The organism is Haloarcula litorea, from assembly GCF_029338195.1.
In the GTDB taxonomy this organism is placed as follows: Archaea; Halobacteriota; Halobacteria; order Halobacteriales; family Haloarculaceae; genus Haloarcula; species Haloarcula litorea.
Window position 1 is genome coordinate 2232997 of record NZ_CP119779.1, and the last position, 22182, is coordinate 2255178.

Genomic DNA, 22182 nt, shown 5'->3' on the forward strand with positions numbered 1-22182 from the left:
CCGCCACACGCATAGCCGTTCGGCTGGCTTAAAATCCCGTTTAACCGGCCGCTGTCGTGTTGTTGGTCGCCGCCGCCACGGCCGGTCCGGGCTGGACCAGGCCGTGGCCGGAGGCGTAGTCGACACCGCGTGGCCCCACGTCCCGGGCGGTCACCTCGAGCAACAGCTCGACGGTGGCCGGCGACAGCGATCCGTCGGCCGACAGCAGCAGCGCCGCCAGGCCGCCGACGTACGGCGTGGCGGCCGAGGAGCCGACGAACCCCCGCTCGGTCAGGCCGGCGAACCGCCGGTCGGGCGCGACCACGTCGACGCCGACACGACCGTCCGCGGTCGGGCCGCGGGAGCTGAACGGTTCGACGCGGTCGACCCGCGTGTCGTACGCGCCTACGGTGACGACACCGCTCGCCGTCGCGGGGGCGACGATGCTCCCCCGACCTCGGGCGTGTTCGAACTCGTGGGTCGGCGAGACCAGGCGGACCCGGGTCCCCGTCGGCTCGGCCGGCCCGCGGACCCGCAGGAAGTACCGACCCGGGGAGACCTCGGCGACGATGCGCTCGTTGGGCGTCTCGTCGGCGGTGTAGGGCTGTGAACGGGCGACCAGCCGCGTCGCGGTGCCGTTGGTCCAGTACAGTTCGGCGGTGTAGTCCTCGTCGGCGCTGTCCCGGGGCCAGGAGAGCCAGACCGTCACCTCGGTCCCGCCACGGATGGCCGTCCGGGTCTCGCCGTCGGCGAACGCGAGCGCGCCGTCTGCGGCGCTGTCGCCGTCGTAACGGCCGCGCCAGTGCCCCTCCGCGAGGTTGCCCGCCGGGGCGACGAACACCACGCCGTCGTCGCTGGCCCGCGCCGCCGCCCGGGCCGCCTCGCCGGAGCCGTCGCCTGGCTGACCGTAGAACGACACCGGGGCGACGACGACGTCGACGCCCGCCTCGCGGAGCCAGCGCACCGCCCGTCGGTAGCTGTCGGGGCCGTCGACGCGGGCGAGCGACAGCGTCGCGTCCGGTGCCGTCCGGGCGACCACCGTCGCCACCGCCGTCCCGTGGCCGCTGGGCGGTGCCGACACCGAGCCGGTTCCGAAGGCGCGTGCCGCGCGGACCCGGTCGTCGAGGACGGGCGCGTCCGTCTCGAAGCCGGTGACGTCGACGACCCCGACGGAGACGTTCGCACCGGTCACGCCGCTGGCGTGGAGGGCGGCGAACCCGGACGGGCTGCCGGACGCCGGGGTGGTCGCGGGCGGTTCGGCCGGCCGCTCGGCGGTCGGTCCCGTCGTGGTCGCGACGGCCCCGAACGCGCCGGTGAGTGCGAGGACGGCCAGCGCCGCGGCGACTGCGACCCGGCCCGGGTCAGCCATCGACTGCCCCCTCCAGCGAGCGGCCGTCGGCGACCCACGCGGGCCGGGGGACCGTGACGCCGCCGGTCCGGGCGACGCGGTAGCTGTACGACCGAACCACCGTCTGTCGGCCCCACTTGTTTCGCTCGACGGTGACGAGCGTTGCCGTCATCGCCGTCACGCGGCCGGCCGGAGTCACGATCGCACGGGCCTCGTACCGGGCGGTGTCGGCCTCCGACCGGCCGCCGTCGGGGTGGGCGTAGCCGGTCGCGACGAGGACGTAGCTCGACTCGGTCCGCCGGACCTCGTATGTCCCCGCGGCGAGCCAGCTGGCCAGCCTCCCGGTCCGGTAGCGCTCGCCGGGGTCGTCGACGCCCGCGACCGCCGTCGTCTCCCCGGTCTCGGCGACGTGTCTGAGGCCCGCCTCGCCGTCCTGCCACAGTTCGACTGCCCGTGTCTCCGAGGGGGCGTCGACGACGGTACGGACGAACCGGGTCCCGTTTCCGTCCGTCCGCACACGGGTCCGCCGACTCCGGTTGGTCTCGCCGGCGACCGTGCTCCGCACGCTCCGGGTCGTCACGAGGGCGACCGACACGCCGCGCAGGGACTGCTCGTGGGCGGCGACGAGTCGGGCGGCGTCGGCGACGCCGCCGTCGAGGCCCGGCGGTGACGAGTCGGTCGCGGTCGGGGCGGCCCCCTGTGGCGCGGCCAGCCGGGCGTCGCCGGGCCGCGGTCCCTCGCCGCCGAAGCCGCTACAGCCGGCTCCGAGGACGAGGAGCGCGACCAGGAGGCTACGGAGTCGCACGTACGGTGGCAGGACCGCCGGAACTTAATGCCCTGGCCTCGCTCAAAGCGCGCTTGTAGCGGGGTCGGAGAGTCGATAGCTTTACTCCGCCGGCCCACGAGCGGCAACCGATGCCCTCCGCCAGTCGTCGAGCCCTCCTCGCCGCGTCGGCGGGCGGTCTCGCCGCCCTCGCCGGCTGCGACCGACTCACCGGCGACCAGCGCCGCGTCGAGTACACGCTCGACCTCCGACGGCTCGACCGCCCGCTGGCCGAGGCGATCCGCTGGCAGCCCGCGTCGAACCCCGACGACCCACGTCGGGCCGTCCAGCGCGAGGCGTGGGCGGCCGCCACCGCCGGCGAGCCGTACCACACCTACGGTTACCCCGCGGTCCCCGACGGGACCTACACCGAGCGCGACGGGACCTACTACCGGCTCCAGGACGTGATCACCGGGAAGCGGACCGTCGAGCGGTCGGTGCTCCGACTGCGGTGGGTCGGACCGGCCGACGCCGAGGAGACGCCCGAGGCCGTCCCCCGGGAACAGTTACCGCCGCTGGACCAGCGGGCCGTTATGGGCGCGTACTTCGCCGCTCGTGCCCGCGAACACGGCGGCGACGCGCCCTGGGAACTGGTCGAGCGGGGCGGCTACGTCTACCGTCACCTCGACCGCGCCGAGAGCGCGCTGGCACCCGACCCCGAGCACCGGCACGTCTCGGTCCACGGGACCGTCCTCCGCGTCGAGGTGCGACGGGAGCGGCTGGTCGAGGCCGAACACACCCCCGCCGTGACCGAGGTAGCAGACGACGCCGACGCATTCGCCGCCGTCGCGGACGCCGCGGCCGTCGAAGCACGGCTCTCACCGTCCGAGGTCTCGCAGGCGGTCCGGACGACACTCACTCGCGCGCGCGGGTCCGACGGCTACACGGAGACGCTCCCGCTCTCGGAGCGCTTCGAGGACGCCCTGATCGCCGTCGAGATGCGGGAGGCGCTGTCCTGCTCGCCGGCGGAGTGTGACGCGAGAGTGGTGGAGACGGAGTACCTCGCCTACGACGGGGACTACTTCGACTGCCGGCTCTACGTCAACGTCTTCGAGTGACCGGTCGGCTCAGCCGGGGTCCGGTTCGTACCCCTCCGGGACCCGGAGGTCGAGCGTCCGCTCCTCCACCGACAGCGACAGGCTCTCGTGTTCGGCGACCTCGCCGTCGCGGCTGAAGCTCACCGGTCCGCCGTGGCCGTCGACGGTGATGTCGCGGGCGCGGACGTGCGTGACCCCCTCCGTGTCGGTCGCGAGCAGGCGGTGGCCGACGGCCTCGGCGACCAGGTTCCCGGTCGGCATCTGCTCGACGATGGCCACGTCCAACATCCCGTCGGCCATGTTCGCCTGGCCGCCCCGCTCGACGAACTTCCGGGCGTTGCCGACGAGCAGACAGGTGGCCTCGCCCGACCAGGTCACCGGACCGTCCGCGCCCGCCGCCTCGACGCTGATCTCCAGGCCGTCGAACTCGATGGCCTCCTGTGCGCCGGTCAGGACGAACGCGAGGACGCCGAACCGCTCCTTCAGGTCCCCCGAGGCGGCGAGGCTGGCGTCGGCCGGCAGCCCCGCGATACAGGAGACGAGGAACGGCTCGCCGTCGGCGAAGCCCACGTCGACGGTCCGGACCGCCCCGGTGTCGGCCACCTCGGCGGCGTGCTGTCGGTCCTCGACGCCCAGGATGCCCGCGAGCAGGTTCGCGGTCCCGACGGGGACGACGCTCAGCGTCACCTCGCCGAGGTGGCCGGCGTCGTGGAGGCCCCGGACGACCTCGTTGATCGTCCCGTCGCCGCCACAGACCGCCACCTCCGAGACGCCGTCCTCGCCCGCGGCCCGGCCCAGTTCGACGGCGTCGCCGGGGCCGCTCGTCTCCTCGACCGCGAACCCCCGCGCCCGCAGCAGCCGCTCGACGTACTCGGCGTGGTCGCCCTCCCCGCTGACGGGGTTGAGAATACACCGGCGGGAGCCGATCTGCATACCTCGACCGTGTGCCCTCTCGTACTTAGTTGGTCGGTCGTCGGACGACACGCCGACCGGTTCGTCCGAGCGTTCAAGTACCGGGAGGGGGCCACGCCCCGCCGTGACCGACATCGAGACACTCGACGAGCGGGTCAGGACTGTCGAGCGGGCCGTCACCGACGGCGACCACGAACTCCCGGCGGCGACGGACCTGGCCGAACTCGAGGAGCGCGTCGCGGCCGTCGAGGGGACGCTGGCGACGCTGGAGGACAGAACGTCGGAGCTGGAGGCCGCCACACAGGCGCTGCGCGGCTACGTGGGGAACGTCCGCTCGGTCAACGAGCGGGTCGAGCAGCGCGCCGACGCCGCCCTCGCGGCCACGGATCGACTGGAACGCCGACTCGACGGAGCCGCGGGCGACGCACGGAGCGACGGCGTCGGACCCGACCGAGAGCAGGGGGAGACGGGGACGGCGGAAACGGTCCCCGGCCGGGGGCGCGGTGAACGAACCGTCGGGGAGCGACCGTCACCGCGGGGTGACGAGACGGGCGAGCCGGCCGCGGCCGGCGCGGGAGCGGGAGTCGGTCGACGGGACCCGTCGGCGGTCGAGCAGCGAACGGACGGGGCGGACCCCGACGCGCAGCCGGCGACGGGATCGCTCGGGGCGACAGACGCGGACGACCGGGACGACGACGAGGCCGGCGTCCTCGAACGCGTCCGCGCGCTCCTATGATCGTCCGGCTCACGCTCGGCGTGGTGCTGGCCGGGGCGCTGCTGGCGGCGACGGCCCCCGCGCTGACCGCTGTTCGTGCCGACGCGGCCGACGCGGCGATGGAGCGCCAGCTCGGCTCGCTGGCCGACCGGCTCCGGTCGATGGCGGCCGTCGACGACGCGGTACGGGGCGGCGGTGCGCGCCGCGTCGCGACGCTCCGCCTGCCCGCGAGGTCGCCGACAACGGCGGGGATCGAGGCCGTTCGGTTCCGCCGGCGAGCGGGCGGTGCCGTCGCGACCTGGCGCACCGAGCGCGGGACCACGGGGACCGAACGGCTCGCCGACGTCCCGATCCGGCCGACGCAGGCGGCCCGCGTCCTCGCCGAACCGGGACCGCACCGACTCGTGTTCGCGCTGCGACGGGAAGCGGAGGGACCCCTCCTGACCGTCCGCCGGCCGGACGACCGCGAGACGGCCACCGCGGGGAGCTGACGATGCTGGAGCGGTTCACCGGCGACGACGCGTCGCCGGCCTGCCGGTGCGAGTTCGCCCGCGAGGGCGACAGGCTCGCCGGGGACGCCGCCGACTGTCCCGGCGACGGCCTGCTCCACGAGGAGGCGGACTGCCGGGCGGCGGCCGTCGCGGCGCTCGACGGGGCCGACGCGGACGCGGTCGTGACCCGCGCCGCCGGGCGCGAGCGGGCGTACCTCGACGGCGCGGCGGCGCTGCTGGTCGCCGCCGGTCGGTTCGCCGCCCGCACCGAACTCCTCGACGAGCGGCTGGCCGAGCGAGCGCGGCGCGCGCCGCTGGCCGCGGCCCGCGAGGCGACCGGGCGGGCCGACCGCGTGGCGGAAGTGGCAGCCGAGACGGGACTCGCCGTCGCGGCCGAGGGCGTGGACGGGGAGACGCCGCTCGCACCGCACGTCCGGCCGACGGTGAGCGACGCGTGGGTGGCCGCGACCCCGCCGGCCGACGGGACGCTCCGGGATCGCCGGTCAGTCGAGACAGGCGCGACGGTCCGGCGGTACGGGACGCCGGGGGACGGACTCGACGTCTACCATCTCCGGCCCCGCGAACACGAGTTCGACGACGCGACGACGGCGGCGCTGGCCGACGCGGTGGCCCGACTCGCCTCGGGGCCGCCCGGCGAGACGCCGTCGCCGGAGGCCGCGGCCGCCGCCGCGACGGCGGACGGGGAGGCCGCCACGGCCGTCGCTGCGGTGCTGCGGAAACACACGCAGGGGCTGGGCGTCGTCGAGGACCTGTTCGCCGACCCGCGAGTCTCGGACGTGTTCGCCACGGCACCGGTCGCGGCGACGCGGCTCCGAGTCCGCGCCGACGGCGAGACGCTCCGGACGAACGTCCGACTGAGCGAGAGGGGTGCGAGAGCACTCGCCTCGGCGTTCCGGCGGCGCAGCGGGCGTGCGTTCTCCCGTGCGAGTCCGACGCTGGACGCGACCGCGACCGTGGCCGGTCGGCGGGTCCGCGTCGCCGGCGTCACGGACCCGGTCAGCGACGGCGTCGCCTTCGCCTTCCGTGCCCACGACGAGCGCACCTGGCGGCTCGCCGATCTGGTCGCCAACGGGACCGTCCCGCCGCCGGTCGCCGGGCTGCTCTCCGTCGCCGTCGAGCGGGGCGCGGCCTGTCTGGTCGCCGGGCCGCGCGGCGCGGGCAAGACGACGACGCTCGGTGCCCTGCTGTGGGAACTGCCGCGGGCGGTCCGGACCGTCGTCATCGAGGACACGCCGGAGCTGCCGGTGAGCGACCTGCAGGGGGACGGGCGGGACGTGCAGGCGCTGCGGACGGCAAGCGGCGACGGGCCGGCCGTCGACGCGAGCGAGGCGCTCCGGACCGCGCTCCGCCTGGGCGAGGGGGCGCTCGTCGTCGGCGAGGTACGCGGCGGGGAGGCGGCGGTGCTGTACGAGGCGATGCGGGTCGGCGACGGGGACAGCGCCGTCCTCGGGACCATCCACGGGACGGGCGGGGACAGCGTCCGCGAGCGACTGGTCGCCGACCTCGGCGTGCCGCCGAGTTCCTTCGGCGCGACGGACCTGATCGCGACGCTCGCCCCGCCCTCGGCCGCCGGCGGCCGGGGGATCGCGAGCGTCGAGGAGGTGGTCGACGGCGACGACAGTCCCGGGTTCGCGGCCCTGTTCGAGCGGGACGGCGAGACGGCGACGGCCACCGGCCGCCTCCAGCGGGGGGCCAGCCACCTCGTCGAGTCGCTCGCCGACCCCGTGGAGTCCTACGCCGACGTGCTGGACGGTCTCGCCGACCGGACCGAACGGTTCGAGACGGTGGCGACGGAATCCGGGGCCGCGTCGTCTCCTCCAGGGGCCACAGGCCGATGACGGCGGCGTCGGACGAGCCGTCAGCGGTCCCCGATCCCCTCCGAGACCCCGTCGAACTCCCGGACGGGTACCGGACGGCGTGTCGGCGACTGGGAGTGGACGGCGACCCGAAGCGACTCCTCGTGGCCGGCTACACGCTCGCGCTCTGTTGCTGGCTCCTCGGGCTCGCGACCCTCTCGCTGGGCTCCGGTCCCGTCGGCGTCGCCGCCGGCCTGACCGCGCTGGTCGTGGCCGTCGCCGCCGCTCTCGCGGTCAGGTACGGGGTCCCGCTGGCGGCGCGTGCGAAGCGCGGCCGTGCGCTGGGTGCGGCCCCGTCGCTCGTCACCGCGCTCGTTCTGGGCGTGACGCTGTGGCCGACGGCCGAGCGGGCGGCCGCGTTCGCCGCCTCGGCCGGCGACGGACGGCTCGCCGCGCGACTGGCCGCCCACCGACGGCGGGCGGCCGGGACCCCGGAGAGCGGGCTCGGGGCCTTCGCCGCGGCGTGGCGCGACCGGTTCCCGGCGCTGGCCGAGGCCGTCACGCACGTCGAGCGAGCGGCCGCCACCCCCGCTTCCGAGCGCCCGGCAGTCCTCGGCGCGGCACGCCGACGGGTCCTCGACGGGACCCGCGACGAGATGGCGCGGTTCGCCGCCGACCTCCGCGGCCCGACGACGGGGCTGTACGCGTTCGGCGTCCTGCTCCCGCTGGCGTTCGTCTCGCTGCTCCCGGCCGCCGCGGCCGCGGGCGTCCCCGTGACGGCCGGCGTCCTGGTCGGCGTCTACGGCGTCGCGCTCCCCGCGGGGCTGGCCGTCGCGAGCGCGTGGCTGCTCGCCCGTCGTCCGCTCGCGTTCCCGCCGGCACCCGTGCCGCGGACGCACCCGGAGGTGCCGTCGAGACCGACGAACGCGGTCGCCGCGGCCGCCGTGGCCGCCGTCGGAGGCTGGATCGTCGGTGCGGCGCTGCGCCCGGGCTGGGGTGGGTCGTTCGCGGCGCTCGGCTTCGGGCCGGGGGTCGGCCTGTTCGTCCACTACCGGCCGGTCGTCGCGGTCCGCGAACACGTCGAGCGCGTCGAGGCCGCGCTCCCGGACGCGCTCACGGCGATCGGACGGCGAGTCGACCGCGGCACCGCCGTCGAGACGGCGCTGACGGAGGCCGCGTCCGTGACGACCGACCCGCTGGCGTCGCTGCTCGTCGCCACCGTCGACCGACAGCGGACGCTCGGGACCGACCTCGAATCGGCCTTCCGGGGCGACCACGGGACGCTCGCGACGGTCCCGAGCCCGCGGCTCCGGCGTGTCGCCACGCTCCTGTCGGCGGCCGCGGCGGTCGGTCCGCCCGCCGGCGCGAGCATCACGAGGATGGGCGAGCACCTCGAGGAACTCCGCCGCGTCGAGCGGGAGACCGAGCGCGACCTCGCGCAGGTGACGGGGACGCTGTCGAACACGGCGGCGCTGTTCGGGCCGCTCGTCGGCGGGGCGACGGTCGCCCTCGCCGGGTCGATGCGGGCCGGCGGTCCCATCGAGACCGTCGCCGTCGGGGTCCTCGGACCGGTGGTCGGCTGGTACTGCCTCGTCCTCGCCGCACTCTTGACGGCGCTCTCGACCGGCCTCTACCGCGGGTTCGACCGCGCGCTCGTGGGCTCCCGGGTCGGACTCGCGCTCTGCTCGGCGACAGCGACCTTCCTCGCGGCGCTGGTCGCGACCCGGCTGCTCGTCTGAACGTTGAAGTACGAACGGGCGGCCAGGGCCGCCGTGTTCGACACGCACGCACAGACGCTGTTCGTCTGGGTCGCACTCGCCGCGGTCGGCGTCGCGGTCCTCGGGACCGTCGTCTCGATGCCCACGACGGCACCGCCCGACGCAAGCGCGGCGGCGGCCACGGTCGACGAGGTCGCCACCAGCCCGCCGGGGTCGGTCGCCGTCCGCGACGTCCACGCCGACTCGTGGTCGCTGTCCGACCGGCAACTCGGACTCCGATCCGACGGCGGGACCAGCCACGCGACGCTGCTCCGGCCCGCCGTCCCGGCGCTCGGGGGTCGACTGGCGGCTGTCGCCCGGGGCCGACCCCCCGCGACGGCCTTCCGGTCGGTCCGGGGGTTCGAGCGCGCAGTCACGCACGCGCGAGAGCGGGGCGTCGGCTGGCGGCCCGCGCCGACGCGACTGACGGTCAGGCACGTCGCCTGGGGAGGGGTTGATGTCACGCTCGTCGGCTAGGGCCGCGACGGAGCCGCTGGCGGCGCTGGTCGCCGTCGCCGCGGTCACGACGGGGCTGACCCTCTACGCCGGCGTCCTCGACACCGCGTTCGGCGCGGGACCGGACCGGCGGAACGTCGCCGAACCGACCGCCGACGGGATCGAGCAGCGGCTGACGACCGCCGGTGTCGTCCACCCGGCGCGGGTCCGGGAGTCGTTGGCCGCCGTCCCCGCCGGCTACGAGGGGAACGTCACGATCAGCGGGCCCGGCCGCTGGAGCGCGGGCCCGGAGCCGCCGGCGGGAGCCGCGACCGAACGCCGGCCGGTCAGCGTCGCGATCGGACCGGCGACGGTCCGCCGCGGGACACTCGCCGTACGGGTGTGGCGATGACTCGGGCCACGAGTACCGTCCTCGACGCGACGCTGTGCCTGCTGCTGGTCGGCGCGGCGGCGACGGTCGTGGTCGACGGCGTCGACACCGCGCCGGCACCCGACCGCACAGCGGCCGTGGAGCGGGCGGACCTGCTCGCGTCGAGCACGGCGAGTGTCGAGTACCGGCTGCGGACGCGCGGCGAGCACCCGGACTGGGTCGCCAACGGGTCGGCCCGCCACCGCCGGACGGCACACGGCACGCTCGCGGCGCTGCTGGCCGACGCCGCGATGACGAACGTCAGCAGCCGCGGTCGTCGCCTCTCGACGGCGAGCGTCGGGTTCGAGCGCCGCGTCCGGGACGCCACGCGTGACCGGCTCGCGGGCCCCGACCACGCGAGCAGGATTCGCGTCCACTGGACCCCGTACCGCGGTGCGCCGCTGTCGGCGACGACCACGGTGGGTGAGCGGCCGCCGCCGTCGGCCGACGTACGCAGTGTCACGCTCGCCGTCGCGAGCCCGATGGAGCCCGCCGCGGAACGCGCCCGCCGAGCGGCCGCCGGTGGCGACTACCGCGCCGTCGCGGCCGTCGTCGCCCGGTCGACGGTCGGCGGGCTGTTCCCGCCGGAGCAGACCCGACTCGCGCTCCACGGCGACTACCCCGCCGACCGACTGATGGCGAACCGCTACCGTCGGGCGGCGGCCCTGACCGGTGCCGGACGGCTACCGGGAGACGGGAACGTCAGTACCAACAACGCACGGCTCGCGGCGGCGCTCACCGACCGGTTCGCCGCGGATATGCGTCGGCGGTTCGCGTCGCCGCCGGCGGCCGCGGACGCCGTCCGGACGGGGCGCGTGACCCTCGTGGTACGGACGTGGTCTCGATGAAGGCGGACGACCGCGCCCGGGTTCCGTTCGCGCTGCTTGGCGTCCTGTTGCTGGTGAGCAGCCTCGCGCTGGCACCCACGCTCGGGACGCGGCCGACGCCGGAGACGACGGCCGTCGAGCGCGCGCTCGATCGGGGGACGGCGGCGACACAGACGGCGGTCCGGGACGGCGTCGCGACCGCCGGCCGACGGGCCGCGGCGAACCCGGTGCTCGCGCCCGCGAACACGGCGGTCGGTCGGGCGCTGAACGACTCGACGCCGTTCCGCGACGCGCTCCGACTCCGGATCTACCTCCGCGTCCGCGAGCGCCTCCAACGAGTCGACGCGGAGACGGGCGGCGTCGCGGTGGCCGCCGGGCTGCCGACGGTCGACGACACGGCGGACTACCGGGCGGCCATCGAGCGGGTCACGGTCGAACGCGCCGGTCCGAACAGGACCGCGCTCCGGGCGACCGTCGAGGGCGTGGCGGTCCGGGTCAGCCGCGGGGACCGCGTCGTGACCCGGCGACGAGTCGCACCGACCGTGACAGTGACGACGCCGGTCCTGCTCCTACACGAGCAGGTCCGGACGTACGACCGGCGCGTGAACAGGGGACTCGGCGGACCGGGCCTCGGGCAGCGCCTCACCGCTCGCCTCTACCCCATCGCGTGGACCCGTGGGGCCGCGCAGTACGGCGGTGCCCCGATCGAGAACGTCGTCGCGAACCGCCACGTCAGTCTCGCGACCAACGGCGCGCTGCTGGGCGTCCAGCGATCGACGTTCGGCCGGAGCGACCCGGACGGCCGGCGGGCGCTGACGGAGGCGACGGCCGCGGTGGGCGTCGCCGACGTCCTCCGCGGGAGCCGGCCCAGTCCCCTGGTCGGTCACGCCCTCGACCGGGCAGAGTACCGTCCCGTCGGCGACGACATCGCGACCGCGCCCGGCGACGACCTGCCCGAGCGACCCCGCCCGAACGACACGATGCGGGTCGGGGTCGACGCGACGGCGGACGCGGCCTTCCGGGCCGTCGCCGCGCCGGCCAACCTGAGCGAGACGACCGCCGACGCATACACCGTCGAGGTGACGCTGGCCGCGAGCAGCCGTCACGTCGGCGGCGGACACCCCTCGACGCCGCCCGCGCCCGGCGAGAACTGGACGCTCGTCGGGACCGAGACGGCGACCCGAACCCGGGTGGTCGGAGACGCGGACCCGCGGCCGGCGGTCCCGCGCGGGTGGCACGAACTCGATCGCTTCGGGCGGCGGGTCGCGGTCGAGCGCGTCCATACCGGGGTGTGGGAGAACGGGAGCCGCCGGACGACGACCGCCGCGACGGCGACGGAGTACCGGGTCGCGACCGTCTCGCTGCTCGGTCGCCACGACGGCGGGTCGGCCGCACCGCGACGCGGCATCGCGACGGCACACGACGCCGCCGGGAGCCCGCTCGACGGCCCGAACCTCGCCGACGTGTCGTCCCGGGCTGAACGGGCACTCGTCGCGCGGCGGGGCGGCCGGGACGCCGTCGCGGCCGACGCCGCCGTCGGACCCGTCTCGGCTCCGACGGTCGAAGTGACCGGCGACCGACCCGACGGCCTGCGGGCGTGGGTGTACCGCGACCTCCGGCGGCTGCGCGAGGAGGTCCGGTCGACGAACGTGACCGTGGAGCGGGGAGCGGTCGGGACGTTCGAGACGAACCCCGCCCGCCGTCTCCGCGAGCGGGTCGCGAGCCGACGCGCGGCGCTGGTCGACGCGCCCGAGACCTACGCGAGCACCGCCCAGAAGGCCCGCGTGGCCGCCCGGGTGGCGTACCTCGACGCGGTCGAGCGACGGCTGGCGGCCCGGGCACGGCAGCGGTCGGAGGCGGGAGCGGCCGTCGACGACCGGCTCCGTGATCGGACGGGCGGTTCGCTCGCCGATCTGCGGCGGAGTCTGACCGCCCGCGAGACCCGCGTGGCCCGCGCTCGTCCCGCACCGGTGGGACCGGCCGGGCCTGTCCGGACCCGCGTCGACGCCCGCCCGCAGTACCTGACGCTCGCGTCGGTGTCCCGCGACCGGTACCCCGCGATGGACGGGACGGAGCACCCGCTCGTCGCCCGGAACGTCAACGTCTTCACCGTACCCTACGGCGACGCCGCCGACGCCGTCGTCGGGGGTCTCTTCTCCTCGGCCGATCGGGCGCGGCTGGGGACGGCAGCGGCGGCGCTCCGGGCGACCGAGACGACGGGAGACGCGGCGAGCAACGCGACGCTCGAACGCCGCGAGGACGGACTCCGTCGGCGGATCGAGCGGGCAAACGACGCCGTCGCGGCGGAACTCGCCGAGACGGTCGCCGCGGAGACGGACGCGAACGGGGCCGAGAGCCGCGCCGTCGTCCGGGCGGGGCTGTCGGAGTGGAACACGACGAGCGGCCGCGCGCAGGCGCTGGCGAACGGTCCGGCGGCGGTGCGCGTCGCGGACGCGGCCGCCCGGGAGCGTGACCTCTCCCGGGTCGAGCGCGACTGGCTCCGGGTCCGGCTGGCGGGCACCGTCGACGAGTCGCTCGCACGCCCGATCGCACGTCCCCGCCAGCCGGCGGTGGAGCGAGCGGCGACGACGGCACGCGCCGTCGCCCGAGACCGACTGAAATCGACGGTGGCCAACGCGACGCGGGAACGGGCCGAACGGTACGCGAAGAAGAAGCTCGGGACGAAGGCGCTGCCCGCTGGCCTGCCGCTCGCACCGCCGCTGACGCCGTGGTACGCCACCGCGAACGTCTGGTGGGTCACCGTCGAGGGCGAGTACGCCCGCTTCGCGGTGACGGCGGACCACGGGACGCCGACGACCCCGGGAGCGCGGACGACGTACGTCCGGGACGGCGACGCCGTCACGCTCGACGTCGACGGCGACGGGGAACCGGAGCGGCTGGGCCGGAGCAGCCGGCTCACGTTCCGCGCGAGCACGGGCGTCGTCGTCGTGGTCGGGCCGAACCCCCGCGGGGTCGGCGACAAGGACGGCGTCGCTGTCGAGACGTCCGCGGGGTGGCCCAGCGCCGGTCCGACGTGAGAGTGACACCCACAAGTACCCCCCGGGCCTACCGGGGGATATGCTCAGAGCGGAGTTCCCCGACGCCGGCGAGCAGTCGGCCGACGAGCTGCTGGCCGCGTACGGGTCGGTGCTCGCGGCGACGGTCGAGTCGGTCGGCGTCGACGGGGTCTCGACGGCGACCGGTCTCGACAGGGAGACGGTGGCGGCGGTCGCGGACGGCGAAGTGGCCGACCTGACGCTCGCGGAGGCGGCGGCCGTCCTCGCGACCGATCCGGACCGTCCCGACGCCGACGCCGTCCAGGCCGAGGCACAGGACATCCTCCTGATGGGGATGACGACGGCCGTGATGGACGTGGAGTCGCTTGCTTCCGGCATCGACGACGAGCTGGAGCCCAAGGAGATCCAGCAGAAAATCGAGGGGCGACACCCGATGACCCTCGCGGAGTACGCCCTGCTGCACAGCCACATCGAGGGCGAGCAGCGGTGACGATGCGGGTCGCCGTCCTCGGCTGTGGCTACGTCGGTCTGGAACTGGCCCGGCAGCTCGGCGACGACCACGAGGTGGTGGGCGTCCGCCGCTCCGACGGGGGCCTCGCGGCGGTCGAGGACGCGGGTGCCGAGGCGGTGCGGGCGGACGTGACCGACGCCGACTCGCTGGCGGCGGTGCCCGACGCCGACTGGCTCGTGTTCGCGGCCAGTTCCGGCGGTCGCGGAGCCGACGCCGCCCGTAAGGTGTACGTCGAGGGGCTGGAGACGGCGATCGACCACTTCTGGGCGCGCGACGACGCCCCCGACCGGCTGGTGTACACGTCGAGTACGGGGGTCTACGGCGACCACGGGGGCGACTGGGTCGACGAGGAGACGCCGCTGGACCCCCGGACGGAGAAGACCGAGGTGCTGGCCGAGGCCGAGCGGATCGCTCGTGAACGCCCAGTCGAGCACGGCGGTCACGGCACCGTGGCCCGCTTCGCCGGGCTCTACGGCCCCGACCGGTACCGGCTGGAGCGGTACCTGGATGGGCCGGTCACCGCCGGCTACCTGAACATGGTCCACCGCGACGACGCGGCCGGGGCGGTGCGGTTCCTGCTTGAGGGGGACCACCGCGAGGAGGTGGTGCTCGTCGTCGACGACGAGCCCGTCGAGAAGTGGGCCTTCGCCGACTGGCTGGCCGAGCACTGCGACGCACCGTTCCCGCCGAAACAGACCGTCGAGGAGCGCCTCGCGGACTCCGAGCTCTCCGAGACGGCGAAGCGACGGGTTCGGACGAGCAAGCGGTGTTCGAACGAGCGGCTGCGGTCGCTGGGCTACGAGTTCCGCCATCCGACGTTCAGATCGGGGTACCGGGCGGCAATCGAGGCTTACCGAGCCGACTAGCGGGGGGAACCTTCTTGTCGTATCACGAAGCAGATATGCGTATGACACAGGTGTCGGTCGGCGACCCGGGACAGCTCGTCCCCCGGGTGGTGGACTACGCCAGCGAGAACCCGCTGGTGGTCGCCGGTGCCGTCGCTGGCCTCTTCGTGGGCTGTCTGCTTCTCTTGGGCGCGTACCGGTACCTCGGGCGTGGGCCGGCCGCTCGGTTCAGGTCGGTACTCGCGGACTACGACGAGGTGGCGGTGCTGATGCACCCGAACCCCGACCCGGACGCGATGTCGGCCGCACTGGCCGTCGGCCAGCTCGCCGGTGCCGTCGACACCCGGACGACCCTCTACTATCCCGGGGAGATCCGTCGCCCGGAGAACCGAGCGTTCCAGACGGTGTTGGACCTGGATTTCACGCACGTCGAGTCGGAGAGCGACGTCCGCGAAGACGACGTCGTCCTCGTCGACCACAACGAACCGCGGGGGTTCCCGAACGCGGAGGCCATCGAGCCCGTCGCCGTCGTCGACCACCATCCGGGGGGCGGCACCGGGCGGCGGTTCACCGACGTACGGACGGACGCGGGGGCCTGCGCGACGCTGCTCGCGGAGTACTTCGACTCGCTGGACTGGTCCTTCTACGAGGTCGACACCGCGCTGTCCGACGGCGGCGTCGACACGGACGACGTGCCGCCGGACGCGCTCCCGAGCCACGTCGCGACGGGGCTGGTCTACGGCATCCAGTCGGACACCAGACAGCTGACCAACGGCTGTTCGGCGGCGGACTTCGACGCGGCGGCGTACCTCTACGAGGGGATGGACGGCGACCTGCTCAACCGCATCGCCAACCCCCAGGTCGACGCCGAGGTGCTGGAGGTGAAAGCGCGCGCGATCAACGACCGGGACGTCGAGGGGCCGTTCGCCTACGCCGACGTGGGGGAGGTGTCGAACACGGACGCCATCCCGCAGGCCGCCGACGAACTGGAGACGCTGGAGGGCGTCTCCGCGGTGGTGGTCGTCGGCGAGTCCGACGGGACGCTCCGGCTGGCCGGGCGCTCGCGGGACGACCGGGTCCACATCGGGCGCGCCATCGAGGCGGTCGTCGAGGACATCCCGATGGCGGAGGGCGGCGGCCACGCCCGGATGGGCGGCGGGCAGATCCCCGTCGAGTACATGGCCGGCATCGGCCCCAGCAGCGGGACGAGCCGGCAGGAGTTGCGCGAGCGCGTCTTCGAGGCGTTGAGCGGCGAGCGCTGAAACTCTGGGCTTTTGTCCGGCGGCCGCCAACACCGGGTATGGCAACACGGGAAGCGACCTGGGCGTACCGCGACGACCACGACGAGTTCGCCCGCACCTTCTACCGGCGGTTCGGCGACGGCATCGTCTCCAGCATCGGCGTCGGAACGTACCTCGGGGACCCGACCGACGAACGAGACGACCGGTACCACGACGCCATCACGACGTGTCTCGAATCGGGCGTCAACGTCCTCGACACGGCCATCAACTACCGCCACCAGCGGTCCGAGCGGGTGGTCGGGCGGGCGGTCGCCGACGCCGACGTGGACCGCGAGAGCGTCGTCGTCGCGACCAAGGGCGGGTTCGTCCCCTTCGACGGCGAGCGCCCAGACGACCCCGGCGCGTTCGTCCGGCGGGAGTACGTCGACACGGGGATCGCCGACCGCGACGACCTCGTCGGCGGGCAACACTGCATCGCGCCGGACTACATCGAGGAGCAACTGGACCGCTCGCTGTCGAACCTCGGACTGGACACGATCGACCTGTACTACGTCCACAACCCCGAGACGCAGCTCGCGGAGAACGACCGCGGGGCCGTCTACGACCAGCTCCAGGCGACCTTCGAGCGGCTGGAGGAGCGGGCCGCGGCCGGCGACGTCAAGCACTACGGCGTGGCGACCTGGGAGGGGCTGCGGGTGCCGCCGGACCACGAGAGCCACCTCTCGCTGCCCGAGATCGTCGAGCGGGCGCGGGCCGCCGCCGACGCCGTCGGCAACACGGCCACCCACTTCCGGGCGATCCAGCTCCCGTTCAACGTCCACATGGCCGACGCGTTCACGAGGGCCGCCCACGACGGGGCCGAGGGGCCGCAGTCGGCGCTGTGGTTCGCCCACGAGGCCGGGCTGGACGTGTTCACGAGCGCGTCGATCATGCAGGGGCGGCTGGCCGAGGAGGTTCCGGACGCGGTGGCGGCGAAGCTCGACGGCGAGACCAGCGCCCAGCGGGCGATCAACTTCGCCCGGAGCGCCCCCGGCGTGACCTGCGCGCTGGTCGGGACTGGCTCGGTCGAGCACGCACGGGAGAACGTGGCCGCGGGCCGGTACGAACCGCTCGGTGCCGACGCCTTCGACGCCGTCTTCGAGTAGTCAGCTCAGCTCCTTCCACTTGGAGCCACAGGACGGACACACCCGCACCTTCCCCACCTCGTCGGGGTCGTTCTCCGTCCCCAGCTCCTCGCCGCAGTCCGTACACGAGAGCCGCCCGTAGCTGTCCTTCTCCACGTCCCCGGAGCGGAGCGCCTTCCTGACTGAGTCCATAGCCGTCACTCCGACAGCCGCGGACAAAAAGGCCGCGGGCGATCCGGAACGCCCTTCGGGGTGAGCGTCCAACCCCGGCTGTGTCACGACGTCCGGTGTTCGGATCGCTGTTGGGACTGGTGTTCCTCATCAACCTCGCGAGAGTCGTCTTCGCGCCGCTCATCGAGCCGATCCGGGCGGCGACGGGGGCGAGCGACGCGACGCTCGGACTGCTCGCGACGCTGGTCTGGGTCGGCAGCGCCGTCCCCCGGCTCCCGACGGGCTACCTGCTGACCCGCTTCGACCGCTCGACGGTCGTCCTCGCCTCCGGCGTCGTCCTCACGCTCGGGACCGCGTTCACCGCGCTGGTCACCGACCCGACGCTGCTGCTGGTCGGCGCGTTCCTGATGGGACTGGCCAGCGGGGGCTACATCATCGCGGGCAACACCCTCGTCAGCGAGCTCTACCCGGCCAGTCCGGGGAAGGCGCTGGGCCGCCACGGCGTCGCCGCACAGCTGGCCGCCGTCGGCGCGCCGGCGCTGGTCTCGGCGGCGCTGCTGGTCGGGGACTGGCAGACGACGCTGCGGGCGATGGCCGTCGCCGCCGGCCTGACGGCGGTGGTGTTCGCCGTGGTCGCACGCCGCAGCGACCTCCCCGAGGCCGGCACCGAGGACCGGAACCTCGTCCGGGCGATCCGTTCGCAGTGGCGCATCGTCCTCACCACGGTCGTGGTGCTGGGCGTGACGACGTTCGTCTGGAACGGCCTGTTCAACTTCTACGTCACCTACCTGAAGACGCTGGGGTTCGCGGAGGGGACCGGGAGGCTCCTCCTGCAGGTGATCTTCGGAGCCGGCGTCCCGGCGTTCTACGTGAGCGGACGGTTGGCCGATCGACTCCCCGGAATCCAGTATCTGCTGGTGCTCGTCACGGCGTTCACCTGCTGTATCCTCGTGCTCCCCGCGGTCCGGGGGTTCTGGGCGTTCGTCGCGTTCAGCGCCGTCACGGGCTACGTCATCCACAGCGTCTTCCCGGCCGTCGACACGTACCTGCTCGGGACCCTCCCCGACCGCCACCGGGCCAGCGCCTACGCCGCCTACGGTGCCGGGATGATGGTCCTGCAGGCACCGGGGAGCCTCGTCGTCGGCGTCCTCCGGAGCCGGCAGGTCCCCTTCCCGGTGATCTTCGAGTGGATGGGCGGCGGCCTCGTCGCGCTGGTGGTCGTGTTGCTGGCGCTGCACGTCGGCGGGCGACTTCCACAGACGGCGGAGGCCTGAGCCGGTCTGCCGGGACACGCCGACCTCGGGTCGACGCTGTCCGGTACAACGGGTGGGAGAGGATCGGCTCAGAGTTATGTGCGAGCCGACAGGACGGTGTGTATGGACGTGGCCGATGGGGCCGAGCCCGACGCCGTCCTCGCCGACCTCGAACTGACGCGGGGCGTCGCGATCCAGATGACCGCCGTCGGGACCCTCGGGATGGTGGTCGCCTGGGCCGCCTTCAGCGCGCTGTACCAGGGCTGGACCGGACAGCCGGTCGGGCTCCGGTTCGCGCCGGCCGGCGTCGGCTGGTGGAACGAGGCGCTGAACCTCGCGGTTATCCTCCTGTTGGGCACCGCCTTCGTCGTCCCGCACGAGTGGCTGCACGGGCTGGCGATCCGGTACTACGGCGGCGAGGCCCGCTACGGCGTCGGCGTGGCCCACTTCGTCCTCCCGTACGCCTACGCGACGACGGACCACGAGTTCACCCGGAACCAGTTCGTCGTCGTGCTCCTGACCCCGCTCGTCGTGCTGACGCTCGTCGGCGTCCCGCTGATGATCGCGTGCCGGTGGGGGTGGCTGGTCGTGCCGCTCGCGCTGAACGCGGCCGGGTCCGTCGCCGACCTCTGGATGGCGTCGACGATGCTCGGCTACCCGCCACACGTCCGCGCCGTGGACCACGAGGACGGCGTCCGGATCGTCGGCCGGGAGCGGGACCGACGGGAGGGCGTCTCGGTGACGGCGCTCGTCTGGGACGCGCTCTCGGGCGCGGCCGTCGCGGCGTTCCTGACGCTCGTCTGTCTCGGCCTCGGCGGGCCGCTGGTGCTCTCGGCGCTCGGCGTCGAGTCGCTCACCGTCGGCACGCCCGGAACGGTGACGTACCTGTTCTCGTTCACCGCGAGCCCCGACGAACTGTCCTTCGGCGTCGGCCCGGGCGTCCTCGGCGTCGGCGGGCTGTTGGGCCTCGTCTACGCGTTCGGGCGGAGCTACCTGCGCGGGCGGCGCTCGGCCAGCGAGTGAGCGTCCGGCCCGGGGTCCGGAAACGCTGAAGCCCCTGCGGGTCGGGGACACGGTATGGACCTGACTCGCGACGAACTCGCCGGCGTGGTCGACGTGCTCGGTCCGGTGACCGTCGACGAGGTCGGGCGGGCCTGCTCGGAACTGGCGTTCAAGCGCGGCGAGGACGCCGACCCCGGTGGGTTCGCGGGGGACGTCGAGGACGCGCTGGACTCCTACCACCTGGTCCGAGTCGCCGACCACGAGGCCGACACGGAGGCACCCCTCCTCGTCGTCGGCCCGGCAGCGTTCCCCGAGATTCCCGAGGGCGCGGCGGACCTCCCCCACATCCTCGACCTGCCGGAACGCCGCGTCGACCGGGAGGGGGCCGCCCGCGCCGCCGAGGAGCGGTTCCGCGAGGACGCCGTCGTCGCGGTCCGGGCCGGTGACGACGAGCGTATCGCGGCCCTGTTGGACGTGAGTTACGAGCTCGAAGCCTGGGGGCCCGTCGATCTCGCGTCCGTCCGGGAACGCCTCGACGACGCCAGCGAGTGAGCCACGGACGTTAAGACCGTCCGCCCCCGAGCGGGGGTATGGAGTTCGACCGGCTGGCGGCCCACGACCCCGTCGTCGTCGACGACGAGGAGCGCCAGGCGGCCGTCATCGCGCCGGTCGTCACGCGCGAGGACGGGTTCGGCGTCCTGTTCACCAAACGGGCCGACCACCTGCCGGACCACCCCGGACAGATGTCGTTCCCCGGCGGCGGCCGCGAACCCGAGGACGCCGATCTGCTGGGGACCGCGCTCCGGGAGGCCAACGAGGAGATCGGGCTGGACCCCCAGGCCGTCCACGTCGTCGGCCGACTGGACGACATCCGGACGGTCTCGCAGTACTCCGTGCGGCCGTTCGTCGGCCGCGTCCCCGACCGGGAGTACCTCCCGAGCGACGAGGAGGTCGCGGAGGTGGTCGTCCTGCCGGTCGGCGCGCTGACCGACCTCGAGAACTACGAGTCCGAGCAGCGGGACCACCCCCACTACGGCGAGATCCGCCTCCACTTCTTCTACGTCGACAGCTACACCGTCTGGGGGGCGACGGCGCGGATGCTCGTCCAGTTGCTCGAACTCACGACCGACTGGCGACCCCCCGACGAGCCGGACCGCTACGCCGGACCCGACGACGACCTGCCCGAGCGTGTCCAGGACGAGGTACAGTGACGGGACAGCACGCTGCGGCCGGACAGGACGGACCGATGCGGAGTCGGTCGACGGCCACGCTCCGGCCGGCCGGCGTCGAGCGGGGCGTGGCCTCGCCGGTCCGTCGACCGGTCCCCCTGCTCGGATAGATGCGGGTCGGTGTCGTCGGCGGCGGCGCGGTCGGCCTGGTCACGGCGGGCGACCTGGCGGCCGCCGGAGCCGACGTGACGCTCTACGAACGCGACGCGCTCGGCAGCGGCGCGACCGGCCGCGCCGCGGGGATCTGTTACGACGCCTTCGCCGGGCGGATGGACGCCGCCGTCGCCGACCGCGCGCTCGCCCGCTACCGGGAGTGGGGGCTGTTGACGCCGCGGCCGTACGTCTGGGTCGCCCGCGAGGACGGCGACGGGACGGCCGTCCGGGGACAGGTCGCCGAGATGCAGCGCCGGGGCGTCGACGCCGAGACGGTGACGCCGGCGGAACTCGGCGAGCGGTACCCGCGCCTGCGGATCGACGCCGTCGTGGCCGCCGGCGTCGCCCGCGACGCCGGGACGGTCGACCCCGACGAGGTGGTCGCGTTCCTCGCCGAGCGTGCGCGGGACGCGGGTGCGACGCTCCGGACCGACACGCCCGTCTCGCTGGCGGCCCCGACGACGGTCGAGACGGCCGAAGGGACGGCTGCCTTCGACGCCGTCGTCGTCGCGGCTGGCCACGCGACGGCCCCGCTGGTCGAGCGCGTCGGCGTCTCGCTCGCCGTCGACACCTACCGGGCGCAGGCGCTCGTGACCGCCGCCGTCGAGGGGACGCTCCCGTCGCTGTACGACGCGACACGGGAGTTCTACTGGCGGCCGCGGGGCGCGGGACTGCTGGTCGGCGACGGCGCACATCCGGCGACCCCCGACGACTGGGACCGCGAGGCCGACGCGTCGTTCGTCGAGGCGACTCTCGACCGAGTGCGGGCGGCGACGACGCTGTCACCGGCCGTCGAGCGGTCGTGGGCGGGGCTCTGCACGGCGACGCCCGACCGCGACCCGCTGGTGGGCGAGGTCGCCGACGGGCTGTGGGTCGCGACGGGGTGGCAGGGCCACGGCCTGATGCGAGCGCCCGCCTTCGGCGAGTACGTCGCCCGGCGCGTCCGCGGCGCGCCGTCGCCGTTCGCGGTGCCGGTGGCCGAGCGGGTCGACCCGACGCGGTTCGACGGCGACGAGTCGTTCGATCCGCTGGGCGATCCGACCGCCGACTGGTGACGTATGCGTC

The 22182-nt window shown here is 74.7% G+C and carries 23 protein-coding genes; 19 read left to right on the top strand and 4 right to left on the bottom strand.

Features of this window, described 5'->3' with window-relative positions; genetic code table 11:
• Positions 1 to 40: 40 nt before the first annotated feature.
• Together P0592_RS12015 and P0592_RS12020 are read right to left on the bottom strand one after the other, a co-directional pair.
• Complete coding sequence (locus P0592_RS12015; protein ID WP_276271127.1) at positions 41 to 1348, bottom strand: S8 family serine peptidase; 1308 nt, start codon at positions 1346 to 1348, stop codon at positions 41 to 43.
• The gene (locus P0592_RS12020) at positions 1341 to 2132 is read right to left on the bottom strand and encodes a hypothetical protein (protein WP_276271128.1); all 792 of its coding nucleotides are present in this window, start codon (positions 2130 to 2132) and stop codon (positions 1341 to 1343) included. The genes P0592_RS12015 and P0592_RS12020 overlap by 8 nt, the downstream gene beginning before the upstream one ends.
• Before the next feature lie 110 nt (positions 2133 to 2242).
• Between P0592_RS12020 and P0592_RS12025 the strand changes: the two genes are divergently transcribed.
• A complete protein-coding gene (locus tag P0592_RS12025) occupies positions 2243 to 3208 on the top strand; it encodes a hypothetical protein (RefSeq protein ID WP_276271129.1) in 966 nt (321 codons plus the stop codon).
• 9 nt (positions 3209 to 3217) lie between these two features.
• Here P0592_RS12025 and P0592_RS12030 read toward each other — a convergent pair whose 3' ends face one another.
• Positions 3218 to 4120, bottom strand: a complete 903-nt coding sequence (locus P0592_RS12030; protein ID WP_276271130.1) for a diacylglycerol/lipid kinase family protein — start codon at positions 4118 to 4120, stop codon at positions 3218 to 3220.
• A 103-nt stretch (positions 4121 to 4223) separates the two neighbouring features.
• Between P0592_RS12030 and P0592_RS12035 the strand changes: the two genes are divergently transcribed.
• Genes P0592_RS12035 through P0592_RS12090 form a run of 12 tightly spaced genes read left to right on the top strand, consistent with a single transcriptional unit; the run spans position 4224 to position 17330 of the window.
• Positions 4224 to 4835: a DUF7310 family coiled-coil domain-containing protein gene (locus P0592_RS12035; RefSeq protein ID WP_276271131.1), complete on the top strand. Its 612-nt coding sequence runs from the start codon at positions 4224 to 4226 to the stop codon at positions 4833 to 4835.
• On the top strand, positions 4832 to 5305 hold the full coding sequence (locus P0592_RS12040; RefSeq protein ID WP_276271132.1) for a DUF7311 family protein: 474 nt from the start codon (positions 4832 to 4834) through the stop codon (positions 5303 to 5305). Before P0592_RS12035 ends, P0592_RS12040 begins: the two co-directional genes overlap by 4 nt.
• 2 nt (positions 5306 to 5307) lie before the next feature.
• The gene (locus P0592_RS12045) at positions 5308 to 7164 is read left to right on the top strand and encodes an ATPase, T2SS/T4P/T4SS family (RefSeq protein ID WP_276271133.1); all 1857 of its coding nucleotides are present in this window, start codon (positions 5308 to 5310) and stop codon (positions 7162 to 7164) included.
• On the top strand, positions 7161 to 8861 hold the full coding sequence (locus P0592_RS12050) for a type II secretion system F family protein (protein ID WP_276271134.1): 1701 nt from the start codon (positions 7161 to 7163) through the stop codon (positions 8859 to 8861). The genes P0592_RS12045 and P0592_RS12050 overlap by 4 nt, the downstream gene beginning before the upstream one ends.
• A gap of 33 nt (positions 8862 to 8894) precedes the next feature.
• Positions 8895 to 9356 (top strand): DUF7283 family protein, encoded by a 462-nt coding sequence (locus P0592_RS12055; RefSeq protein WP_276271135.1) that lies wholly within the window; start codon positions 8895 to 8897, stop codon positions 9354 to 9356.
• Positions 9337 to 9726 (top strand): DUF7285 family protein, encoded by a 390-nt coding sequence (locus tag P0592_RS12060; RefSeq protein WP_276271136.1) that lies wholly within the window; start codon positions 9337 to 9339, stop codon positions 9724 to 9726. The genes P0592_RS12055 and P0592_RS12060 overlap by 20 nt, the downstream gene beginning before the upstream one ends.
• Positions 9723 to 10592, top strand: coding sequence for a DUF7284 family protein (locus P0592_RS12065; protein ID WP_276271138.1), 870 nt, complete (start codon positions 9723 to 9725; stop codon positions 10590 to 10592). Before P0592_RS12060 ends, P0592_RS12065 begins: the two co-directional genes overlap by 4 nt.
• On the top strand, positions 10589 to 13609 hold the full coding sequence (locus P0592_RS12070) for a DUF7286 family protein (RefSeq protein WP_276271139.1): 3021 nt from the start codon (positions 10589 to 10591) through the stop codon (positions 13607 to 13609). The genes P0592_RS12065 and P0592_RS12070 overlap by 4 nt, the downstream gene beginning before the upstream one ends.
• A 40-nt stretch (positions 13610 to 13649) precedes the next feature.
• Positions 13650 to 14078, top strand: coding sequence for a DUF5791 family protein (locus P0592_RS12075; RefSeq protein ID WP_276271141.1), 429 nt, complete (start codon positions 13650 to 13652; stop codon positions 14076 to 14078).
• A 2-nt stretch (positions 14079 to 14080) separates the two neighbouring features.
• Entirely contained in the window at positions 14081 to 14965 is an 885-nt protein-coding gene (locus P0592_RS12080) for an SDR family oxidoreductase (RefSeq protein ID WP_419181100.1), read from the top strand.
• A gap of 41 nt (positions 14966 to 15006) precedes the next feature.
• Positions 15007 to 16206, top strand: a complete 1200-nt coding sequence (locus P0592_RS12085) for a DHH family phosphoesterase (protein WP_276271144.1) — start codon at positions 15007 to 15009, stop codon at positions 16204 to 16206.
• A 38-nt stretch (positions 16207 to 16244) separates the two neighbouring features.
• Positions 16245 to 17330, top strand: coding sequence for an aldo/keto reductase (locus tag P0592_RS12090; protein WP_276271145.1), 1086 nt, complete (start codon positions 16245 to 16247; stop codon positions 17328 to 17330).
• Here the strand turns inward: P0592_RS12090 and P0592_RS12095 are convergent, their stop codons facing one another.
• Positions 17331 to 17501, bottom strand: coding sequence for an HVO_0758 family zinc finger protein (locus P0592_RS12095; protein ID WP_276271146.1), 171 nt, complete (start codon positions 17499 to 17501; stop codon positions 17331 to 17333). It lies immediately after the preceding gene.
• 116 nt (positions 17502 to 17617) lie between these two features.
• Here P0592_RS12095 and P0592_RS12100 point away from each other — a divergent pair, with 116 nt between their 5' ends.
• The 6 genes from P0592_RS12100 to P0592_RS12125 all read left to right on the top strand — a co-directional run bounded on the left by P0592_RS12100 (position 17618) and on the right by P0592_RS12125 (position 22172).
• Positions 17618 to 18754, top strand: coding sequence for an MFS transporter (locus P0592_RS12100; protein ID WP_276273935.1), 1137 nt, complete (start codon positions 17618 to 17620; stop codon positions 18752 to 18754).
• 102 nt (positions 18755 to 18856) lie between these two features.
• Entirely contained in the window at positions 18857 to 19756 is a 900-nt protein-coding gene (locus P0592_RS12105) for a DUF3267 domain-containing protein (RefSeq protein WP_276271147.1), read from the top strand.
• Between the two features lie 54 nt (positions 19757 to 19810).
• Complete coding sequence (locus P0592_RS12110) at positions 19811 to 20287, top strand: DUF7109 family protein (protein ID WP_276271148.1); 477 nt, start codon at positions 19811 to 19813, stop codon at positions 20285 to 20287.
• Between the two features lie 38 nt (positions 20288 to 20325).
• Positions 20326 to 20946, top strand: coding sequence for an NUDIX hydrolase (locus tag P0592_RS12115; protein WP_276271150.1), 621 nt, complete (start codon positions 20326 to 20328; stop codon positions 20944 to 20946).
• Complete coding sequence (locus P0592_RS12120; RefSeq protein ID WP_276271151.1) at positions 20943 to 21074, top strand: hypothetical protein; 132 nt, start codon at positions 20943 to 20945, stop codon at positions 21072 to 21074. Before P0592_RS12115 ends, P0592_RS12120 begins: the two co-directional genes overlap by 4 nt.
• A complete protein-coding gene (locus tag P0592_RS12125; RefSeq protein WP_276271152.1) occupies positions 21075 to 22172 on the top strand; it encodes an NAD(P)/FAD-dependent oxidoreductase in 1098 nt (365 codons plus the stop codon).
• Positions 22173 to 22182 lie beyond the last annotated feature (10 nt).